Annotated in this window: 20 protein-coding genes; 5 read left to right on the top strand and 15 right to left on the bottom strand. The window is 38.6% G+C overall.

Features of this window, described 5'->3' with window-relative positions:
• Positions 1-335 precede the first annotated feature (335 nt).
• Both FNZ24_RS05950 and FNZ24_RS05945 read left to right on the top strand, forming a co-directional pair.
• Positions 336-974, top strand: coding sequence for a GNAT family N-acetyltransferase (locus tag FNZ24_RS05950; protein ID WP_153913547.1), 639 nt, complete (start codon positions 336-338; stop codon positions 972-974).
• 337 nt (positions 975-1,311) lie between these two features.
• Complete coding sequence (locus FNZ24_RS05945) at positions 1,312-1,719, top strand: hypothetical protein (RefSeq protein WP_153913546.1); 408 nt, start codon at positions 1,312-1,314, stop codon at positions 1,717-1,719.
• Positions 1,720-1,945: 226 nt separating this feature from the next.
• Here the strand turns inward: FNZ24_RS05945 and FNZ24_RS05940 are convergent, their stop codons facing one another.
• The 12 genes from FNZ24_RS05940 to FNZ24_RS05885 form a co-directional block, all read right to left on the bottom strand.
• The gene (locus FNZ24_RS05940) at positions 1,946-2,668 is read right to left on the bottom strand and encodes a substrate-binding periplasmic protein (protein ID WP_194945007.1); all 723 of its coding nucleotides are present in this window, start codon (positions 2,666-2,668) and stop codon (positions 1,946-1,948) included.
• 431 nt (positions 2,669-3,099) lie between these two features.
• Complete coding sequence (locus tag FNZ24_RS05935) at positions 3,100-3,420, bottom strand: YdbL family protein (protein ID WP_153913544.1); 321 nt, start codon at positions 3,418-3,420, stop codon at positions 3,100-3,102.
• Positions 3,421-3,437: 17 nt separating this feature from the next.
• Entirely contained in the window at positions 3,438-3,629 is a 192-nt protein-coding gene (locus FNZ24_RS05930; RefSeq protein WP_416384819.1) for a YnbE family lipoprotein, read from the bottom strand.
• A 32-nt stretch (positions 3,630-3,661) separates the two neighbouring features.
• A complete protein-coding gene (locus FNZ24_RS05925; protein ID WP_194945006.1) occupies positions 3,662-6,928 on the bottom strand; it encodes a YdbH domain-containing protein in 3,267 nt (1,088 codons plus the stop codon).
• Between the two features lie 342 nt (positions 6,929-7,270).
• Positions 7,271-8,116 (bottom strand): D-hexose-6-phosphate mutarotase, encoded by an 846-nt coding sequence (locus tag FNZ24_RS05920; protein ID WP_153913541.1) that lies wholly within the window; start codon positions 8,114-8,116, stop codon positions 7,271-7,273.
• Between the two features lie 176 nt (positions 8,117-8,292).
• Positions 8,293-8,889, bottom strand: a complete 597-nt coding sequence (locus tag FNZ24_RS05915) for a DUF938 domain-containing protein (protein ID WP_228768394.1) — start codon at positions 8,887-8,889, stop codon at positions 8,293-8,295.
• A 14-nt stretch (positions 8,890-8,903) separates the two neighbouring features.
• The gene (locus FNZ24_RS05910) at positions 8,904-9,566 is read right to left on the bottom strand and encodes a response regulator transcription factor (RefSeq protein WP_153913539.1); all 663 of its coding nucleotides are present in this window, start codon (positions 9,564-9,566) and stop codon (positions 8,904-8,906) included.
• A gap of 329 nt (positions 9,567-9,895) precedes the next feature.
• Positions 9,896-10,339: an acyl-CoA thioesterase gene (locus FNZ24_RS05905; RefSeq protein WP_194945005.1), complete on the bottom strand. Its 444-nt coding sequence runs from the start codon at positions 10,337-10,339 to the stop codon at positions 9,896-9,898.
• A 270-nt stretch (positions 10,340-10,609) separates the two neighbouring features.
• Positions 10,610-10,897, bottom strand: coding sequence for a Rho-binding antiterminator (locus FNZ24_RS05900; RefSeq protein ID WP_153913538.1), 288 nt, complete (start codon positions 10,895-10,897; stop codon positions 10,610-10,612).
• A gap of 162 nt (positions 10,898-11,059) precedes the next feature.
• Positions 11,060-11,650, bottom strand: coding sequence for a SixA phosphatase family protein (locus FNZ24_RS05895; RefSeq protein ID WP_153913537.1), 591 nt, complete (start codon positions 11,648-11,650; stop codon positions 11,060-11,062).
• Between the two features lie 26 nt (positions 11,651-11,676).
• On the bottom strand, positions 11,677-12,396 hold the full coding sequence (locus FNZ24_RS05890; protein ID WP_153913536.1) for an SIMPL domain-containing protein: 720 nt from the start codon (positions 12,394-12,396) through the stop codon (positions 11,677-11,679).
• Positions 12,397-12,664: 268 nt separating this feature from the next.
• Positions 12,665-13,744 carry a TonB family protein gene (locus FNZ24_RS05885; protein ID WP_153913535.1) on the bottom strand — a complete coding sequence of 360 codons (1,080 nt, stop codon included), beginning with the start codon at positions 13,742-13,744 and terminating at the stop codon, positions 12,665-12,667.
• 207 nt (positions 13,745-13,951) lie between these two features.
• On the opposite strand from FNZ24_RS05885, the gene FNZ24_RS05880 reads away from it, so the two are divergent.
• Entirely contained in the window at positions 13,952-15,193 is a 1,242-nt protein-coding gene (locus tag FNZ24_RS05880) for an HD-GYP domain-containing protein (RefSeq protein ID WP_153913534.1), read from the top strand.
• A gap of 102 nt (positions 15,194-15,295) precedes the next feature.
• Here FNZ24_RS05880 and FNZ24_RS05875 read toward each other — a convergent pair whose 3' ends face one another.
• Entirely contained in the window at positions 15,296-16,360 is a 1,065-nt protein-coding gene (locus FNZ24_RS05875; protein WP_153913533.1) for a 3-deoxy-7-phosphoheptulonate synthase, read from the bottom strand.
• 204 nt (positions 16,361-16,564) lie between these two features.
• The gene (locus FNZ24_RS05870; RefSeq protein ID WP_153913532.1) at positions 16,565-17,377 is read right to left on the bottom strand and encodes a pyruvate, water dikinase regulatory protein; all 813 of its coding nucleotides are present in this window, start codon (positions 17,375-17,377) and stop codon (positions 16,565-16,567) included.
• Positions 17,378-17,501: 124 nt separating this feature from the next.
• On the opposite strand from FNZ24_RS05870, the gene ppsA reads away from it, so the two are divergent.
• Both ppsA and FNZ24_RS05860 read left to right on the top strand, forming a co-directional pair.
• Positions 17,502-19,871 carry a phosphoenolpyruvate synthase gene (gene ppsA, locus FNZ24_RS05865; RefSeq protein WP_153913531.1) on the top strand — a complete coding sequence of 790 codons (2,370 nt, stop codon included), beginning with the start codon at positions 17,502-17,504 and terminating at the stop codon, positions 19,869-19,871.
• A gap of 367 nt (positions 19,872-20,238) precedes the next feature.
• Positions 20,239-20,508 carry an antibiotic biosynthesis monooxygenase family protein gene (locus FNZ24_RS05860; RefSeq protein ID WP_194945004.1) on the top strand — a complete coding sequence of 90 codons (270 nt, stop codon included), beginning with the start codon at positions 20,239-20,241 and terminating at the stop codon, positions 20,506-20,508.
• Between the two features lies 1 nt (position 20,509).
• On the opposite strand, the gene FNZ24_RS05855 is transcribed toward FNZ24_RS05860, so the two are convergent.
• Entirely contained in the window at positions 20,510-21,262 is a 753-nt protein-coding gene (locus FNZ24_RS05855; protein WP_153913529.1) for a tRNA (adenine(22)-N(1))-methyltransferase, read from the bottom strand.
• Positions 21,263-21,558 lie beyond the last annotated feature (296 nt).

The following is a 21,558-nucleotide window of genomic DNA, read 5'->3' as shown; positions in this document are numbered from 1 at the left end:
GCTTAATTTATGGGGCAACTAGTTATCTCGTCATCGTTAAATCGTCATATAAACACGGTTTACTGGTGTTGTCAGTTGCAGCTCCCAACTGCAAATTGACTTAATATACTCAACGACAGCTTTTGCTGTGCAAAGCCAATATTGAAAAATATTGGCTTTTTATTTGATTAAACTTAAATAGCAAGATTGCAGCCGGAAAGCTCAATGAAAACGAGGCTACCTATAGAAGCAAACAGGGCCTGTTGATTTTCCGAATAAAAAGGTGATTTTATTCTGCTCTAGATCATGTATTCTGTATTTGTGTGAGTCAGTTAACAACTTATTAGGAGAGATGAATGACAGAAGTAAACAGTGATACTTGTTTAACTGGTGAACATGTCATTTTAGAGCCATTAACTCTTGATCACGTGGCGGCATTAAGCTTGGCCACCACTGATGGGAATTTGTGGGAACTTTGGTATACCAGTGTTCCTCACCCTGATGACATGAAGGCGTATGTTGAAAAAGCGTTAGCACAAGAAAGCCGTGGTGAAGCATTAGCCTTTGTTGTGCGAGAGAAAACCTCAGGCGAGATTATTGGTTGCACTCGTATTTGTCATTGGGATCAACCCAACCGACGTTTAGAAATTGGCTATACATGGTATGCCAAAAGGGCACAACGAACCGCTGTAAATACCGAAACTAAATTATTAGTACTTGAGTACGCTTTTGGCACCTTAGATGTGATGGCGGTAGAGTTTAGAACTCATTGGCATAATCAAACTTCAAGACAAGCCATTATGCGTTTAGGGGCTAAACAAGATGGCGTGTTAAGAAACCATAAGTTACTTAAAGATGGCACTGTCAGAGACACTGTGGTGTATTCCATTATTGACACAGAATGGACCACAGTGAAAAAGCATTTAAAGCATCGTTTAGATTATTATCAGCAACAAAATGCGACGGCCATTTTGCATACCGAAATTAATTACTAAATCATTAAGCATGATGGTTTAGATATTCAGCTTTTTAGCTAGGGCCTGTTGACCTTTCAAGGTTGTTTTTGCAGCGAATTGTCGGTCATTTGTATAAGGCAGAGACTTTGTGGTGTAGTTATTCTACATAAAAAGTCGATAACGCAGTAAAAATGACCAACAAACGCTGCCCGAAGGGTTCGACTAAAAGCGTTTTACTCTTTGTTGAATGAACTTTGCTTAGATAACTAGGCATCAATTCATTCGCCTCGATTAAAACGCTTTTATTTCGAACAAAACTTAACCAGTAAAGATCAACAGGCCCTAAATAAATGATAAAAACAATCAAGGATATTTCATGTTAAACAAAGGATTTAAATTAGCTGCGTCAGTCGTTTTGCTAACAGTTTCCTCGACGAGTTTTGCCCAAGACAAAGCGGAAGAAGCTTTCAGTAATGAGCTGGTGCAGTGCGCTGCGTATTATGAGATTGCATCAGGCGTGATTATGGGAATGGATGCGCCACAAATGCAGGCTGTGGGTGGAAGGCTTAAAGACTCAGGGCTTGAAGCTGAAAAGCTAGCGGGTCAGTACATGGCTGCTGACAAAGTAGAAGCAGCTGTAGCAACAGCAAAAGAGCAACAAATTGCCAGTTTAGGCGGTTCTAGTGGATTAGGCCCATTAATGGGTAAGTATAAAGATTTGTGTAAAAAGGTTGTGCTTGACCCTAAATCTCGTCTTGAATATTGGGCAATGGTGACGATGTAGTTTGCTAGGGCTGAAGTTAGAATTGACGCTAGATTTGAAGTTAGCGTGCTGAGCGTTTGTCTTACTACTTATAAATATAACTTGTTGATAGTATTTGCAAAGATTCTTGGTAATCAAGGGTACTTGGTAATCAAAGCCTCTCGGCAATATTGTCAGCAAGTTTTATTTTAGTCGCAATTAGAACATTATTCTTATAGACCTTTTGATTTAGCACTTAGAGTAAACCTTAAATATCGACATTATATTTGTCGGCTATTCTTTTTAATCTTCCAGAATGTCTTATTTCCTCAAACCATTGTTTAACATCACTTGCTGAGATAATAGCGTTTGGATTGATTAAAATACTGTGGGAATAAGATTGATCTAATTTGTCAGATATCAACAACTGCGATCGTGTTTCTGGGTGTGTTTGCAGGTAGTGCATTAAGTATGAATATGTCACTGGCGCGATATCAGCTCGCCCTTTAAGCACACTTTCAATCGATGCTTTATTAGTGTGGACAAACTGAACATTGAAATTAACAGCCAGTTCATTGTCATCGGTATTCCAATCGGCAAATTGGTAATGGTAACCACTGACAAGACTGAGTGATTTCCCCTCGAACGATGAAAAATAACTTTGATTTTTATTTCTGCCTCTAAGGGTGATAAATACTTCACCATCTTTAATATCAAGTGGGATAAAAATGGTATCAAAATTCTGCCAACCCCATACAGGGCTTTCAAAAATCATCATATCGTAACGACCAATTTTATAAGCTTGATAGCGATTGCCAATACTTGTGTTAACGAACTGGAAATTAACTTCTGACTGTATTTCATTAAATGCAGAGATTAAATCAATAGTAAAACCTTGGAACATGCCCCCTTCGGTAATATTCACATACGGCGCAAATAAATAACCTCCGACGTTAACGACAGGTTTAGCTTGCACTGGGCTGATCAACATTATGAGTGCAACAATAACAGAAAGGAATTTGTTCATATGCTCAAAGTAAGAAGGGTTAATGGAAAAATGACACCAGACAAAAAATTGACTTGCGTTACAAATGTAACACTTTTGATTGATTAAAAAAATACCCGCTTATGAAATAAGGTTATTGAAAGGTGACTTTAAATTTTAGAAAATTCAGAGTTCGGAAAGTTAAGCTAAACCTAGGTGTGTCGGGGGCTTTGTGTGATTGCAGGCTAATACGATAAAGCACAATTGATATTGTTAAAAATTATAATAATGCTAATAACTTACGAAATGAATAAGGCATAAACCAAAGGTTTTGGTAATAATCCTTACCCGTGTAAATGCAGTCAGTAAGATTGGGGTTTAAAAACACCATAGATTTTTTACTGCTGACATTTACTTTGTAAGTTGAGGTAGGGCGTTTATTTTTGTTGCCATTTACCGGCAGAATTTTGAATGAAATGGTTTTTGTCAGCAGCTGCAATGGCTTTTTTGGCGGCTCTATTGGCAACATCTGATGTAGACAGTTTATTTTTTTTAGCTATTTTTTGATAATGCTGTTTTCGTTTCGCATTAACCTCAGTCATAAGCTGTTTAGCTTCAGTGTTATTGACGACTAAGCCGAGGTATCCATTGGTTTGCTCGCCAACTAAACCCTGTGATTTTGCTTGTTGCAGTGTTAATGCATAAGCATTTACCGATATTAATAGCCCTGTTAATAAGGCAATGATTGCTAGCTTCATAATGTGATCCCTATTAATTAAAATAACTCTTCATTTTCTAGTAAAATATCCAGTTCTTTATCGATTTTTATGATGATTTCATGCTCGATTTTAACATTGAGGTTTATCTCAATCGGTTTATCAGGCGGGGCAATTTTTACCGTTGGGGAACAGGCTGTGATGAGCAAACTGCCTGAGCACAATAATAATAACTTATATAACGAATGAATTTTCACTGAGTTGTCCTTCTACTTCACGAAATTTACTTCACGGAACGTTCAATATCATTTTGCAGTCTGTTTCCAATCTGCGTGCTTTTGTATAGTTGGAACAAGTTCTCTTCATGAGAATAGTTCAAATGTATAGGCCTTTCAATGTCTTGGCTTTTACCTTTTACCTGTATTTTAAGGGAAGCATCGCCATTATCTTCCATGTCAAAGCTGCTACTAAGTTGACTGTATTCCAGATGTTCTAGCGCTTGTACTACAAAGTCTAAATAAGGTTGAGTATTACGAATTTGTTCGAGGGCTGGATTGTTGGAGACTTGTATTAGCCCACCAGGTTGTCTAGCGGCTAAATGGCCGCCTTTTATAGTCACTTTTCCATCAATTAAAGTTGCTGGAAGCACGCCATCGAAAATACCATCAGCATAAACACCTACTTGGGGTTGTGCGGCTAACAATGATTCTAAACTGATGCCGTTTAATACAAAGTAACCTTCAGATTTGTCATGTAATTTGACATAAAATTCAGGAATGAGGAATTGGCCATCTAATAAATCACCGCAGGCAGTTAAGTTAACATCGGTATCACTAAGGCCACTAATTTCCTGTAACCAATTCTTAGCGGGTATTTCATCATTTTTTCCCAATGAAATATTGGCTTTAAGATTGATGTTTTCAAGATTTACACCGACATAAGCATCTGCAATATTAAGCTCAGCTTGCTGGCATAAAAGACGACTTTGGCTATAGGTTGTTGGCTGACTAGGCGTACTATGAACTTGTTGCCAGTTAAATTGGCAGTTTGAAGTTAAGTTAGCATCATAAAAAAAGTTGTCATTATATTTGGCATCCAATTGAGTCAGCTGCTGCTCAAATTTCATTTCAAATAAAGAGACACCTTGGCTCTCGTTGAGGGCGAATCCTGCGTTGAGTTTATTGTAGCCTGATAGCGTTAAATTATCGGGTAACATTTGAGTTTGGCCTAAGGTGTTTATTACTGACTGTAAATCAGTATCAACTTGCCATTGCCCCGCTAAAGAAACAGGTGTTTGCTGTTGAGGTAATCTGAGTAGGTGATAGCTTGATAGTAATAGCTCATCTAACTGCCAAAGCTCTCTACCTGTCAATAACTGCTGTTGTAAACGAAGTTGCTGATTAAGCGTGATTTCATCAAGACGCAGCACTTTGTATCGACGTACTTTTGAACGATTAGGGATAAGTTTATCAATACGAATATTCTGTAAGCTCCAATCCAGTTCAGTTTCATTAGTTTGCGCGAGTAATTCAGAAACTAGCCCAGGATTCGATTGATTTGATTGCTTCAAGCTTGATTGAATCCCAGTAGCATTAATTGCAGTAGTATTATTTGCAATAGCGTTAATATCTGATGATACAGCTTGATTATTCGTATCTAAATTGACTGATAACTCAATATCCTGTTGGGCTTTTAGTTCGAAGGCGCCTAGAAAAATTTCAAAGCTTTCAGTTAAAAGAGAACTGTCTTGATGGTTAATAAAGGAAAATGAGTCAAACCCAAGCATAAAATCAGCAAGTATCAGCTTGGCAGATTGATCTATATTTGATTGTGATTGAGAACCTGACAGTCCATTCACTTCGGACGTACTGAACCCATAGCTTGTTTGAATGCTTGCAGGTTTTGTGAGTTGCCAATATAGGTTGTCAAAAGATAATGATTTATGTGGTAATTGCAGCGTTAGCTGCTCTGTGTGTATTTCAGATTGTGGTAGTAAGGCAATTTTTGCTGATTGAGCATCAGCAGATAGAGTGGCAGAAATATTAACTTCTGAGTCATTAATGACAATGCTATTCGCGACTGACTTTTCTTTGTTCTGATAAGCCTGTAGATCAACCTTTTGCTTTTGTTTGATATTAAGGCTTAGTGCTGAATTTATTTGTAAGCTGTCTGGCTCAACTGAACCAAGGCCCTTAGATATAAGGTCAGTAGATAAATTGTCTATTGAAAACTCATTAATATTGAGCATTGCAGAAAGGGTTGGATGGCTAACATTTAAGCTTAAATCGGTATTAAAAACATTAACCATAGATTGGTTATTGATTGGCATTTCAATCGTTAAGGGCTTATCTAAGGATAAAGTCCAATCGATTGGCTGTGAGAGTTCAGCGGCCAAAATTGTGGCTTGCTTATCTAATACAGTTAAATCTGATAAGTTAAATAAAGTGATTATTTCATCTAATTGCTGATGGTGAGTCTTAAGGCGCCAAATAATAGGTTGTAGCGCCAAGGCTACTTTAGCAGGGGAATTGTCTGTAACAGGGCTATAGTCTATAGCAAACTCAATCGTCGATTCTGGCGTAAATGCAATACTTGAAAGTAATGGACTGCTAATGATTGGCTTCCAAGATGTGTTAGTTGTATTCGCTGAAAATGCGATATCTGCTGACTGAGGGGCCGCTACTGGAATAATCTTGTGTTGACTTGCGATAGACCCGCGGACTAAATCGAGCGTTGTTTGGCTATTCCATTTACCGTTAACTTCAATTTGTGATTCTTCTAAATGCTGCACAAAACGATCGAGTGCCGTCATGAACTCGGGCTTAGCACTCTTGCTCACATTGCTCTGTTTGTTGATTTGGCTTGAGACTTGATCAAAAGTTGATCCCAATGCGCCATTAAATTTAGCTACCCCTACAAGAAGTGTATCTATATCGGTTTGATGGTTAAGCTGCCAGCGCTCTTTGTCTAATGTTAAATCGAACTTAAGAACCTGTTGTTCCATTAGATTTAGTGTCGCAGACAGTATTTTTGCAGCTTTCTGTCCTGTATTTTTTGAATTTAATTTCTCATCAGTTGGGATATCAGCGAGTTGCAAGTATTGAGTTTGAATTATTGGAAAGGGGACTTTATCTTGCAATCTTGTAGGCAGATAAACGCTGATATTATCTAAAGCTATCTGTGGTATTTGATTTATGCTTAAACCAAGGTTGTCAGAATTTTCACCTTGCTCTTGTCTTTGTAAAAAACTCTCACCTAAGCTGACCTGTATATCTGCAACATGTAGCGCTTTTATATCCTCAATACTTAAAGACATACTTTTGATAGCACTATAACCATCAAATAAATCTAATTGAATTTCCTTAAGCTCAATGACACTGTCTTGATAACGCATCTTAAGCCAGGGTAAAGATAATTGGTTAAGATCTGTTAGTTTAAACTGGGTTAGATCCGTCAGCTTCACTTCCACATCGATGACTTCGACATGATAGGGTTCAGTTAATGAGTTGATGAACTTGAGTGCTAATGGCCTGAAGTTTTGTTGAAGCAAGACAAGCCCTAATGCGATTGTTAAAAAGCACAATAAAAGGAATCGCTTAACTGTGAAAATACGGCCTGCCATTAGGGTATGTCGTCTTTTAAGATATTGATTTGTTGAGTTTAAGGAAGGATAGCATAGCTAAGCTGCGGTGGCTCTTTTACATTTAATCTAATCAGTTTAATTAGATATGTGCTTAAGATTTCAGTCATAAGCACATATGGTTTTATACGCGGCTTTTTTTCAGAGAATTAGTCTCACGTCTTTATTCTCATAGAATTAGCTCACAACTTTACTCTAACAGAACTAGACTCACAGCTTTATTCTAAAGTTCTAGCCACGTCATTATCGCTATTAGCGCCAGCGTATGTGTGTGGTCAAAGTGTGGCTTTCACCTGGCGCTAGTTGTACTTCATCTTCCAGTACATTAGCCGCTTCATGGCACACCATGGTGAGATAGTCATTGTCTTCAAAGCGGGATAAACGTTGTGACTTGTCAATCCATGGATTCCATAAAACCGCAGATTGACTGTTTTCGCGGCTGACTTCTATGATGCCATTGGGGGTATGCAATAGTTGCGTTGCACCTAAATCAGTATAAACCCGGTCGGTTTCTCTGTTAAAACTGACCTCATCGCTATCTTGCTGATAAGGCCCTTTACCAAATTCGATATATTTTGCACCAGAAAACCCCGTGGCTTTTAATTGGTGTATGTCTTCAATTGGGAAATAGGTATGTAAAGCTTGAGTGAGGTTTACAGGGTAATCACAGTTATTTTTGTTAACGATGCTCACCGATAGGGTTTCACCAAGGGTAAACAAGACACTAACTTCAGTGTCGTGAGCCCAAAATTGTTTATTATCTTCAGTGATCTTAAGTGTAAAAATTAAATCCACTAATTGATTACGCATTTTTACTGAGGCGAGAGACCAGATGCTAGTTCTTGCAAATCCATGTTGAGGGAAACCTTCAACTGCGCTTGCGCCAAACCATGGCCAACAAACCGGGATCCCGCCACGAATGCCATTACCTGGTTGGTAATCATCAGCATCAGATACCCACAATAATGGTGACTTATCTGCTGGTTTAAAATAATCAATTTGCGCGCCTTGAAGAAAAATACTGGCTTGGCATAAATCAGTATTTACTTCGACATAATCTAAACCGTTTGGGTGTTTTTTAGTGGTAACCGAACCCATAATGCGTTTTCCTTATGTATATTTGCATAGATTAAATAAGTTAATAGCTTACAAATTTTTCAATGATATTTTAAGAGATTTACTCTTTGTAATTACGGTTTGAGTGTTTGATAAATAACATAAACTGATTAGATTAGGTTCAGCTCAATGAACTTAGCTGGATTACACTCAGTTTGCTAATTACGGCAAAAGTGCAACAAACGATTATTGGCCGGCATTTCGATATCAGCTTGCAGTATTAACCCTTGTTGTTTTGCGAGAGTAGTGATCCATTCGATATCTCGAATACCACTTTCAGGGTTGTTTTGTTTTAACCACTGATCAAATGATGCATTACTATCACTGCTGAACTTACCTTGATAATTAAAAGGGCCATAAATTGCGACTTGAGAAGTCTTAATAAGAGATTGACCGATACCTTTAAAAAAGGCTTCTACCATTGGTTTACTCATTATGTGTAATGTATTGGCTGTGAAAATGCTATCAAGCACAGGCGATATCATCTGAGTTGGCCAATCTAGGGTCACATCAAGTCCAAATGCAGGTAATAGGTTAGGACTACCTACAAGCTCAATACGGGCATTTAAGTGAGTTAGATAACTGTTTTGATCGCTTGCTTGCCAAGTAACATGTGGAAGGTGTTCAGCAAAGTGGACGCTATGTTGTCCAGTGCCACTGCCTATTTCTAATACTTGTTGGCTATTGGCAAAAATACGTTTTAGCTCAACAAGTATTGGTCCTTTATTATTTTCACAGGCTTGTGAAAACGGCAATTGTGAAACATGACTTAAGATAGGTCTACCTTTTCCATTTCAAGTTGTTGTAACGCGATAACAGCCTGAGTACGGTTTCTGACTCCAAGCTTACGAAATATTGCCGTTGCATGGGCTTTAATTGTTGCTTCAGAGACACCAAAATCATAGGCAATTTGCTTGTTGAGCAAACCTTCAGCAAACATTTGTAAAACACGATATTGCTGCGGTGTTAAGTCTGACAGCTTATTTGCCATCTGACTTGTTGGATCGTCATCAACTTCGAGGATCTCGGTTCCTTCTGGTAACCAAATATCGCCGTACAATACAGCATCAAGGGCTTGCTTAAGGGTATCCATTGAAGCTGATTTGGGAATAAACCCTGAGCTCCCGTAATGAATAGCGCGACTTATAGTTTGAATATCTTCGTGGGCTGAAATAACCACTACAGGTATATCAGGGTAGTGGCCTCGAAGATGGATCAATGTTGAATAGCCATGAGAACCTGGCATTTGAAGATCAAGTAAAATTAAGTCTAGATCCGTCGCTTTTTCATCAAGAATTGTTTGCAGTGCTTCAGCACTGTCAGCTTCAAACCAATTAGTACCTTGAAAAGCATTATTTAATGCTTGTCTCAATGCATTTCTAAATAAGGGATGGTCGTCTGCAATAATAATATTTAAATTTTGTAGCTTCATGGCTTTTTAGTTGTCTTGGTTGCACGTGAAGGTAATTTTAATGTAACAGATAACTTGGTTATCGATCCACGCTAAAGTGCAAGAGTATAACGAAAACAGTTAAATAATATTGTGGCTCAGACTTTGGTCTAATGTTGGTGCGCTTTCGGAGCAAAAGCTAAAACAATTAAATGCTTGCTGAAATCCAAGCGGAGCTTTAATTGGTTGCTTTTATGAACAATAGGCTTAAAACTGGAAAGCGTTACGCTTTCCAGCAATGTTTGCACTTAGTAAGGTTTGATTTTATTTGGTGTCATTTGCTGTTTAAAATGAAAACTAACAGCCTAAGCTTAAGTGTTTACAGGCCAAACAGGGGTAGGATTTCTTTGTTCGTCTACCGCCACGAATGTGAAAACACCCCTTATGGCATGTTCGCGTAAGTCTTGGTACATGTCTTCTACAAAAATATTTACTTCTACTTTTAAAGAAGTATTACCAACATGAATCACGCGGGCTACAAGCTCTGCAAGACTTCCTGCTGGAATAGCTTTTTTAAAGTCAATTCTATCAGAGCTGACGGTGACTAAGGCCTTACGGCAAAAGCGAGTTGCTGCGATAAATGCTGTTTCATCCATCCATGCTAAAGCATCGCCACCAAATAAGGTGTTGTGATGATTGGTATTTGACGGAAATATCGCTTTAATGACTTTTGCTTCAGATTGTTCAATTCTGTCGCTAATTTCTTTTGGTAATGTCGGATTATTTTCTGGTGATACGTTACTAGTAAAGGGCATTCAACTACCTAATTTTATTTTTAGTACTTCTAGCTGGATGGCGAATTATACGGATAACGCCACGAAATAGGTAGTGAAACTCAACAGTCACTAATTTAGGGGGTGTTGATCTTTAAATCATGTATCGTCGCGAGTTATGGTTCATTTAGACAAGGTAGAGGATTTGTGGTGTCGATATTTTACATATTAAGCCGATAACAAATTAGAAATTAACAACATACGTTGGCCGAAGGCGAGGTTAAAAATTCAACCAGCCAAGATTAACAAGCTCTAATCATCACGTAAGGTTAAATAGGTAAACTTTGCATTTTCAGTAAGTACCTTAATGTGTTTTATATTGCGGATTTCGACGATGATAGGCTGTTGAGTCTGACTTAATTGACCTTTAATTACCTCTACTTTCTCTGCTGGTTTATTTGTTGAAGCAAGCTTTTCAAAGCTAAATCCAGTGTCAAAAAATACTCCATCGATAATGGAGCTATCTTTCATGCTTAGCTCTACGTGATATCGGTAAAGACATAATATTTCGATGTAATCGTGTAAGTCACATTTAAGCATGAGCACTCCGAAAGAAATAGCTGGTCGTTGAGGTTTCGAGTAAAGACTAAATTTAGATGCAGATTAACATCAGGGGTAGGGTGTGTTGAAAATCAATTAGGATAAAATTAAGTGTGCTTTAATTTTTTATAACAAGTATTTTTATAACCAGTATTTTAATAACTAGTACCTTAATAAAACTGAGCTGGTTTGTTGCTCCTGGTTATCAACAGTCAGAATATATAATCGATTAAACTCAGTAGCCTCCACAATTTCATCTCCAGCAATACCACCTAATAATCTGACCAGTTCAGGGGTAGTATTACTATGGCCGACAATGAGTATACGCTGGTGCTGATTGGTTTTTATCAAAGATGCAAAGTCAGATAATTTGCGCGGGTCATAGCTAGTTATTGCTAATGATTTAAGCGATGCTGTCGGCTTAGCGGTATCTTGAGTGCGATGATAGTCTGTACTGTAAATAGCATCTAAAGGCACTGATTGAAGCAAATTCGCTAAGTTTTGCGCGCGAGATTGACCTTCAATAGTTAGGAGAGGGTCACTGCCGGATTCTTTTTCAGCATGTCGTACAAGGAATATTGTTTTTGTTTTAACGTTTGCTAACTGTTCTGATTGAGTTTTTGTCGTTTTTACCTCTGCAGCAATTAATCCACTGCTAAACATCAAAATAGCTAAAATGGTGATCAGGCCAAATGTCATCAATAGCCCAGTAAAGTATCTTCGGTTTAATTGTTTTTTATAGTCACTGTCCATATTGTCCTCCTATGGTTAGGGTTAACTTAATCAGCAAGGTAGTATTCAATCGTTGATACCACTCTAACGCGTTTGATATGTGGATTATTTTTATCGCGATTGCTGATGCTAAATTGCCCCTGACTTGCGCGTTTAATTTTCCCTAGTTGGCTATCAGAGTCTTTGGCAAATTTGTCGGCCACTATGCGTGCATTGCGGGTCGACTCTTCTATCATTTGTGGTTTAACTTCATTTAAACGTGTGAAAATATATTCAATTCGTGCGTCGTAATTGTTTTGCGAAAAAACGATACCTTTTTTACCTAGTTGAGTTAACTTCGGCATTGCACTTCGTACTTTTTCAATATCAGTTGAGTACACAGTAACATTCTGTAAGGCAGTGTAGCGGTATTCTACCGTTTGGTTGCCACCGTATTGCTGGGCTAATTTATCGGTAATAGTAGGTGCTGATTGTGTGACTTCATCTGCTGTGATTTCATTACTGTCTAGAAATTGATTGATTAATACTGTTTGAGAATCAATTTGCTTATATAGGTCTTCTAGATTGTTGCTCGCCGCAGTAAATTGAATTGGCCAGATAACGACATCAGCTGGGTATTCGTTTTGAGCAAGCCCTTTAACAGTGACACTTCTATCCAATAACTTGTATTCAATAATCGCTTGTTTCAGTAAAAATCCCATCACTGATAAACCAACAAGTAATAACACACCCAAAATAGCGGCACTGGATTTGTTTGAATTGTTCAAGAGGCGCTCCTTTAATTGGCTATTATTTTGAATATTATTGCCCAATTGATGATTAAACCATTTAGAAATGAATTCAATATTAACCGGTTTGTAACAAGCTTGAGCTAAAGACCATAACGGTAAGTTGACGTGCTCGTCAACTTTTGAGCAGGATTGATTGTTTTGTAGACGGGTTGAAGTGGGGTTGTATACAAGAGTTAGGAGGATTTAGTACTAATATTTAAATAAAAAAAGGAGGCTCATAGCCTCCTTTAATCGGTAGTTTAAATTAACCAAATGTATAATCTAATTGGACTCTTGATTTTGCTTTAACTGGTTTACCATCAACAAACTTGGGGGCATAGCGCCATTCTTTCAGCACTTTGATACTTTCAGTTTCAAAAGCTTTACCGCCTTTAGATTTTACTATTTCTGGATTGATTACAAAACCTTGTTCATCAACCGTAAAGGTAAGCTGCACCATGCCCTCAGTGCGATGTCTGGCTTTCGATTGCGGGAATTCGGGATTTACGCGGTAAATAGGTGTTTGTTGCTGCTCTTGACTCCAAGGCTTCATGCTTCCAATTGCTAAGCAGTGTTGAGTCGCAAGATCTGATTGTTCTCTTTCACTATACATGGCGACTAAACGGGCATGAGCTGCCAGTTCATATGGGTGTGTATAATCCAGTGCTTGGTATTGATTGATCACTTCTAGTAACTCTTCTTCAGCTTTGTCATATTTTTTATTTGCCAAATAAACAGCTGAACTTTCAAATCTTGAGTTTACTAAGACGGTAGAGTCGGCAGGCAGTAATTCACCATAAATGTCTTTGGCTTGCAAAATATATTTACGAACTTGCTTCTTGTCGTATTTAGTTTGAACAAGTTTGGAATAGCTTGCAGATAGCGTGTGGGCGTAAAGTATTGGTTGGTCACTATCATCGGCAATTGATCTAGCGTCAGAGAGTAAACTTTTAGCCAGCTTTAAATTTTTGGTTTTATCAGCATAGGTGAGTAAAGGGTCTACAAGTTGGACGCTATCTTCACCGAAATGGATTTTGTATAAATCCAGGGTGTCGGCAAAATAGGGATCTGCCTCATCAAATTGATAATTATTTGCGAGTGAAATAGCCAAGTTAAAACCAAGGTTCGCTGTATCAATGCTAGTCTCGCCGTAAATGACTTTGCCTAAGTCATATGCTTGTTTGGCTGATTTTGCTGCTTGCTCGGTATTACCAGATTCAAAAGCCTCATTATAAGCTTTGTATGCTTGTTTGAACTCTGATGGTGTTGCTGATAACTGCAGTGGAAGCACTAAGCAGCCTATTAAAATACTTAATCTGCTTAGCTTGTAAGTCTTAATACTCATGACAAATCCTTTTGAAAAATATAGCTATTCTTATCCGTTATATTATCAAATACTAACGTTAACTCATCTTGATAACAATTTAATTTACTCATTTCGTATTACTGAGGAAGTTGTGTGAGTTTTGTTGCGTAATAACTAATCTCAACAATAATTAAGCCAATACTTAAGAAAGTTATTAGAGCAAATAAGGCAATTCAAGGAAGAGTTATGTCATTCGTAGATAGGATATTTATCGACCAAGTTACAATAGGAGATTCGCTAGTTTATTGGCGTAGAGTTCTCTTCGCCCGTATCTTTGGCATGTTAGCGATAATTTGTATTCCTGTTTATGTCACTAGTGTTTACCTTTGCATTCAAGCTGATTTACTGGCTATGGCTGTTTTCGATACGCTAGTTTATGCGATTCTATTATTTATTATTTTTGATAAAAAAATAACTGATTCAAATCGTTATAAAATAGGCTGTTTATTAGCTTTTAGTATCGGTGTTGGTTTTTTAGTGGCAATCGGCCCAAGTGGTGCAGGTTTTTTTTGGCTATTTATGTTTCCGCCTCTGACTTGTATTTTACTGGGTAAAAAAGCGAGCAATGTAGCGCAATTTTTAAATGCCATATCTTTGGTTTTATTAGGTGTAGCCTATCATTTTCAATTTCATATTTGGCCAAATATTGAAGGTTATAGCCTGATAATTTGGACCGTTGTTGTCATTAATTTTCTAGCCACCAATGCCATAGTCACAGTTTCAACTTCTTTTTTAATCGGTAAATTATCCCACTCTTTAGACAGCACATTAACCTCGAGGCGTGCGACAGTCATAGGGTTAGCTAAATTGGCTGAATATCGGGACAACGAAACGGGTGCGCATCTATTAAGAATGCAGCGCTATGCTGGCTTATTAGCGAAGCAAAGGTTAACGGAACTGGATGCGCCAGAGGAGCTTACGCCAGCATTTATTGAAGAGATTACCTTGTCATCGGTGTTACACGATATCGGGAAAGTGGGTATTGCAGATGCCATTTTGTTGAAACCTGGAAAACTAACTCCAGAGGAGTTTGAGAATATTAAAGCTCACCCAGTGATAGGCTCGTCAGTACTCGATAGCCTTACTGAATACGCGCCTGATTGTAATTTTATAAAAATGGGGCGTGATATTGCTGGTGGACATCATGAGAAATGGGATGGAACTGGTTATCCCAAAGGATTATCAGGTGAAGATATACCGCTTGCTGCACGTATTGTCGCGTTGGTAGATGTGTACGATGCACTGACTTCACCGCGCTGTTACAAGCAGCCTTTCAGTCATGATAAAGCGGTTACATTGATACTTGAGGGTAAAGGTAAACACTTTGACCCTAACTTGGTTGAGAGCTTTATCAAAATTGATCATTTGTTTGAGCGATTATCGTTACAATCCTTAGAGGAAGAAGACGCAGGTTTTATCCCGGCTTAACGACGATTAAACCGAGTTATTCAGCTGCAATAAAACAAAAAAGCCAATCATTAACATGATTGGCTTTTTGAAGTTTTTGAATTATCTTTGGTCATTAAACGCTTACTTGGCAAGTAGTGCTTTACGCTCTTTTGAAGCTTGAGCTAATTCGCGTAATAACTTCTCTGAATCTTGCCAATGTAGGCAAGCATCAGTAATACTTTGACCATAAGTTAAAGGTTGTCCTTCAACGACTTTTTGATTGCCTTCAATCATAAAGCTTTCAGCCATAATACCTGCTACAGCAGTACTGCCACTGCGCATTTGCGCCATAATGCTATCAGCAACGTTTAACTGATTCTTATGTTTCTTCTCGCTATTACCATGGCTGAAATCAACTACAATACGTTGAGTGACACCGACAGCTTCAAGCTGCGAACGAACTGATTCAACATCTTCAGCAGAGTAGTTAGGTTTTTTACCACCGCGCAGAATGATGTGGCCATATGGGTTACCGTGGGTACGGTATACCGCCATTGCGCCATCTTTATCTGGTGAGTAGAAAATGTGTGGCACTTGCGCTGCACGCACTGCATCTACTGCGATATTGATGTTGCCATCGGTACCATTCTTAAATCCTACAGGACAAGAAAGTGCAGAGGCCATTTCGCGGTGAATTTGGCTTTCAGTGGTACGAGCGCCAATCGCGCCCCAAGTGATTAAGTCAGCAATATATTGACCGTTAACCATGTCTAAAAATTCAGTGGCGATCGGTAGTTTCAATTCTGTGATCTGTTGTAGTAGATGGCGAGCCATTCTTAAGCCTTTATTAGGGCTAAAGCTGCCGTCTAAATCTGGATCAGAAATTAATCCTTTCCAACCCACAATAGTGCGTGGTTTTTCGAAATAAACACGCATCACAATACATAAGTCTTCTTTAAGCTCATGGTGTAATTTTGCCAGGCGCTGAGCATATTCTAGTGCGGCTTCAGTATCATGAATTGAGCATGGGCCAATGATAACGAGTAAACGTTGATCTTCGCCTGCAATAATAGCTTCAACTTCACGACGCTGCTCTACTAAATAATCAGCTGCATCTTGGGTTAATGGATATTCAGATGCGAGTTGCGCAGGTGAAATTACCTTACATAAAAGGGAGGTGCGTAGTTCGTCTGTTTTAATTGTCATTCACTTTACCGAGCATGTTTGCGATGAATTAACATCATATTGCTCGGGATTATAACTAATATGCTAGCGTTAGACACGTCGAAATCGACTAAGTTTGGGAACAAAAGCGGCTAAAATGACATAAGTTAGCCGAAAATGTTGGATTATTAACATTTTCGACTTATTACAAGTTTGATTCACACAGCTGTAACTTGATGTTTTAGCTTAAAACATGTGACGTTTTAGGCCTGTGATATCAAGAATCTTAGCTGAAATTTCTTCTACTGAATGGAAAGTGGTATTAACGAAAGGGATGCGCTCTTTCTTATACATCATTTCGACTTCTTTCACTTCAATACGGCACTGTCTTAAAGATGAATAACGGCTGTTTTCCATTCGCCCCTGACGGATTTCATGGAGACGATTAGGGTCAATGGTTAAACCGAATAATTTAGATTTATTACGTTTTAACGCTTCTGGTAGTTTCAAGTTATCCATATCATCTTCTACGAACGGATAATTGGCTGCTTTAATGCCAAATTGCATCGACAAGTACAAGCTTGAAGGCGTTTTACCACAACGAGAAACCCCCAATAAAATGATGTCGGCTTTATCCATATGTTTCATGGTTTGACCATCATCGTTCTCCATTGTGTAATTGATCGCTTCTATCCGAGAGTCATAGCCCAAGTTACTTTTACCATGGGTGCGATTCATTACCGGCTTCGCTTCTATACCCAATTGTTTTTCTAACGGGCTAACGAAAGTGTTCAAAAAATCATAATCCAAGCCTTCGCTTGAATAAATGATGTCACGAATTTCAGGTTTTACGATTGAATGGAAAAGTATTGGTCTTTCGCCTGTTGTAATAAAACAATCATTAATTTGCTGCTTAACTTTCTCAGCTTTTTGAGTTGTTTCTACAAACGGAACTGTAAGTGCCTCAAATTCAACTGGAAATTGAGACAGTACAGCATGTCCGAATACTTCTGCTGTGATCGCAGTCCCGTCTGAGATATAGAATACTTTTGGTGCCATTATGACCTCTTGTAGTAATAAAATTACAAATAAAATTATAGATTTACGTCACTTGTGTGGGAGTGTAGAATGCCGCTGCCCTCGTGTGAAGGGGCCATTGAAATAAACTTGTGGAGAGATAACTGTGCAGCAATACATACTCTGGTATCAAGAACTAGGCATGGGTGATGTTAACAAGGTTGGCGGCAAGAATGCGTCACTTGGTGAAATGATCAGTAACCTAGCAAACGCAGGCGTTCAAGTTCCAGGCGGATTTGCTACAACTTCTCATGCGTTTAATGAGTTTCTAGAGCAAAGTGGTGTTAACCAGAAAATTTTCGATATTCTTGCAACACTGGATGTTGATAACGTTAATGAATTAGCGAAAGTTGGTGCACAGATCAGACAGTGGGTTATTGATACCCCATTTCAACCAGAACTAGAAGACGCGATTCGCGAAGCTTACGAGCAACTTTCTAGTGAGACTCAAGAAGCATCATTTGCAGTGCGTTCGTCAGCAACAGCTGAAGATATGCCAGATGCATCTTTTGCAGGTCAACAAGAAACTTTCCTAAACGTTAAAGGCTTTGATGCTGTACTACTTGCTATTAAGCACGTGTATGCATCGCTGTTTAACGACCGTGCAATTTCTTACCGTGTTCACCAAGGTTACGAACATCAAGGTGTCGCATTATCTGCTGGCGTACAACGTATGGTACGTTCAGATAAAGCATCATCAGGTGTTATGTTTACCATGGACACTGAATCAGGTAACAACGACGTTGTCTTTATCACTTCATCATTCGGTTTAGGTGAAATGGTAGTACAAGGTGCTGTTAACCCTGATGAATTCTACGTGCACAAACCAATTTTAGCGCAAGGGCATCAAGCTGTTGTGCGCCGTAATATCGGCAGTAAGTTGATTCAGATGGTTTACTCTGACGATGCTTCACATGGTAAGCAAGTGAAGATTGAAGATATCCCAGCTGAACAGCGCAGTGTTTTCTCGATTAATGATGAAGAAGTGATGGAACTTGCTAAGCAAGCTTGCATCATTGAAAAGCATTATGGTCGTCCAATGGACATCGAATGGGCTAAAGATGGCAACGACGGTAAGCTTTATATCGTTCAAGCACGTCCTGAAACTGTTCGTAGCCGTGAAGATGTACAGCTAATCGAACGTTACCACTTACAAACTAAGGGTGATGTTGTATGTGAAGGCCGTGCCATTGGTCATAAAATCGGTACCGGTGTAGCTAAAGTGCTTGCATCAATCGAAGATATGGATCAAATCGAGCCAGGTGATGTACTGGTTACTGACATGACTGATCCAGATTGGGAACCAATCATGAAGCGTGCAAGCGCGATTGTAACTAACCGTGGTGGCCGTACTTGTCACGCTGCGATTATCGCTCGTGAGCTAGGTGTTCCTGCAGTTGTAGGTTGTGGCGATGTCACTGACCGTATTGAAAATGGTCAACTAGTGACTGTTTCATGTGCTGAAGGTGATACTGGTTTCATCTACGACGGTAAACAAGAATTTGAAGTCATCACAAACCGTGTTGACTCCCTACCTGAACTACCAATGAAAATCATGATGAACGTGGGTAACCCTGATCGTGCATTTGATTTTGCTCGCCTTCCAAATGAAGGTGTTGGTCTTGCGCGTCTTGAGTTCATCATCAACCGCATGATTGGTATTCACCCTAAAGCATTGCTTGAGTTCAGCTCTCAGCCAGCTGAGTTACAACAAGAAATCAACGAGATGATTGCAGGTTATGATTCTCCAGTTGAATACTATGTTGCTCGTCTTGTTGAAGGTATTGCGACAATCGGTAGTGCGTTCTACCCGAAAAAAGTTATCGTACGTATGTCAGACTTTAAGTCTAACGAATACGCTAACCTTGTTGGTGGTGACCGTTACGAGCCAGAAGAAGAGAACCCAATGCTGGGCTTCCGTGGTGCTAGCCGTTATATCTCTGAATCATTCCGCGATTGTTTCGCATTAGAGTGTGAAGCGATAAAACGTGTTCGTAACGACATGGGTCTGAAGAACGTTGAAATCATGATCCCATTTGTACGTACTGTTGATGAAGCAGCTCAAGTTATTGAGTTACTAAAAGAGCAGGGCTTAGAGCGAGGTAAAGATGGTTTACGCGTCATCATGATGTGTGAACTACCTTCGAATGCATTATTAGCTGACCAGTTCTTAGAGCACTTTGATGGTTTCTCTATCGGCTCTAACGATTTAACTCAGTTAACCTTAGGTCTTGACCGTGACTCTGGCATCATCAGCCATTTATTCGATGAGCGTAATGACGCTGTTAAAGCATTATTATCTTTAGCGATTAAAGCTGCGAAAGCGAAAGGCGCATACGTAGGTATTTGTGGCCAAGGCCCATCTGACCACGCTGACTTTGCACAATGGTTAGTAGAACAAGGCATTGATACCGTATCACTTAACCCTGATACAGTAATCGACACTTGGTTATACCTAGCTGAAGAACATGCTTAATTGCTGTTTAAGTTAAGCTAACTTAGTTAGCTTGAAAAAGCCGCTTAAATGCGGCTTTTTTTTGCCTTTAAATTGAGCCTAATTTGTGCTTTTTTAGTTATTGGGACTTTTTTTTACTCTATTTTGTTACTTTTATAGCAGCTAGGGCCTGTTGATCTTTGCTGGTTAAGTTTTGTTCGAAATAAAAGCGTTTTAATTGAGGCGGATGAGTTGATGTCTAGTCATCTAAGCAGCTTTTATTCACAAAGATACATCCAACAAAGAGTAAAAGGCTTTTAGTCGAAACCTTTGGGTTTACTGCGTTATCGACTTTTTATGTAGAATGACTACACCACAAAGTCTCTGCCTTGCGCCCTTGATGCATAGAATGGCCAACAACTCGCTGCAAAAACAACCAGGGTTTATTGGTGGTGATGTTTGGCAGCGAGAAAAAGATTCTAATAATTATCTAGTATTGACTTATTGGTCGAGTGAACAAGCTTATAGGGCATATGAAATTGGAGTTTTTGCTGAATTAACTCAATTGATTGAGCAACAAAACATCGCACAAGTCCCGACTAAGAAGGCCTCGGCTAAGAAAGTCACAAGTAAGACTGTTTTAGTCGAACGTCGATGGGACGTTATAGCCCATAAGTAAATTACTGCTCAAACGTTTGAGGCATATCAATTGCTTTATAAGCATTAATGATGTGCTGCACCTCTTGTTTACGTCCAACCTGTATACGTTGGTAATGGTTTAGTGTTTTGTTGAGGTAACGCCAAGACACACTTTTTTCAGCTTCACTCTTATTCAACCAAATTTGCTCTCCGACTTCAGATATAGCTTTTGAAGTCTTATGTTGCTTAGTGTTTTTCGAGTCAGCCTTATAAGCTGAACTTGAATAATTAGCAACTAACAGAATTTCATAAAAACGTTTGTTGTCTTCAATTAAACATTCTTGCTTTAAGCTAAAATCTAACGAAATAAGATTCTGCCTTAAGCTGTATTGATGATGAACAGGGCAAAGTAAAAAATCGATATTTAAGTCAGAGTACTGCTTTTGAATACTATTGATAAACTGATTCATTAAATCACCGCCAACACCCGCAATGATAATTAAATGCTTACCACAATATTGATCTAAAGGAAGTTTTGCTACGTCTATACAGTGAGTAAACCAGTTGGATTGAACAGCAGAATTAAGCTTTGAGCTTGAATGAAGTCGGTTTAACTTTTGTTCCAGTTCATTCATTAACTCAGCAACAATATCAACAAAGTGCACATTAGGCGCTGCTTGGCGCGATAATAAAGCCCCGCCTAGAAAACCATGATCGCAACAACAATCCCAAATATGATCGTATCCAGATAAGACCATATCATCTAATTGCTGCAACCTTTTACTGAGTTTCATGGGGTGTATATCCGAGTCTTAGTTGGAGTATTTATTAAAAAGCGCCGCATTGTAATGGTTTTCAAACTGTGGGTATATGGATGAGCCGTAATAGTGATGAATAATCTGCACTATTTAACCTGTATTAGATTTGAATAAGAGGGTTAATCATCATAATCAAGAAATATGAATCTTACATAAGTAACTAATGGCAATATTCATAAATTTTTATAAATTATATTTGTATTCTGAAACAGAGGTTTACGTGTAATAATTTTATTAATTATTGAATTGTTATAGTGATGAATGTTTCTAAT

It is taken from the genome of Shewanella sp. TC10 (assembly GCF_009663145.1).
GTDB lineage: Bacteria > Pseudomonadota > Gammaproteobacteria > Enterobacterales > Shewanellaceae > Shewanella.
Note: the sequence above shows the minus strand (reverse complement) of the source record. Positions and strands in the feature narration are given on the sequence as shown.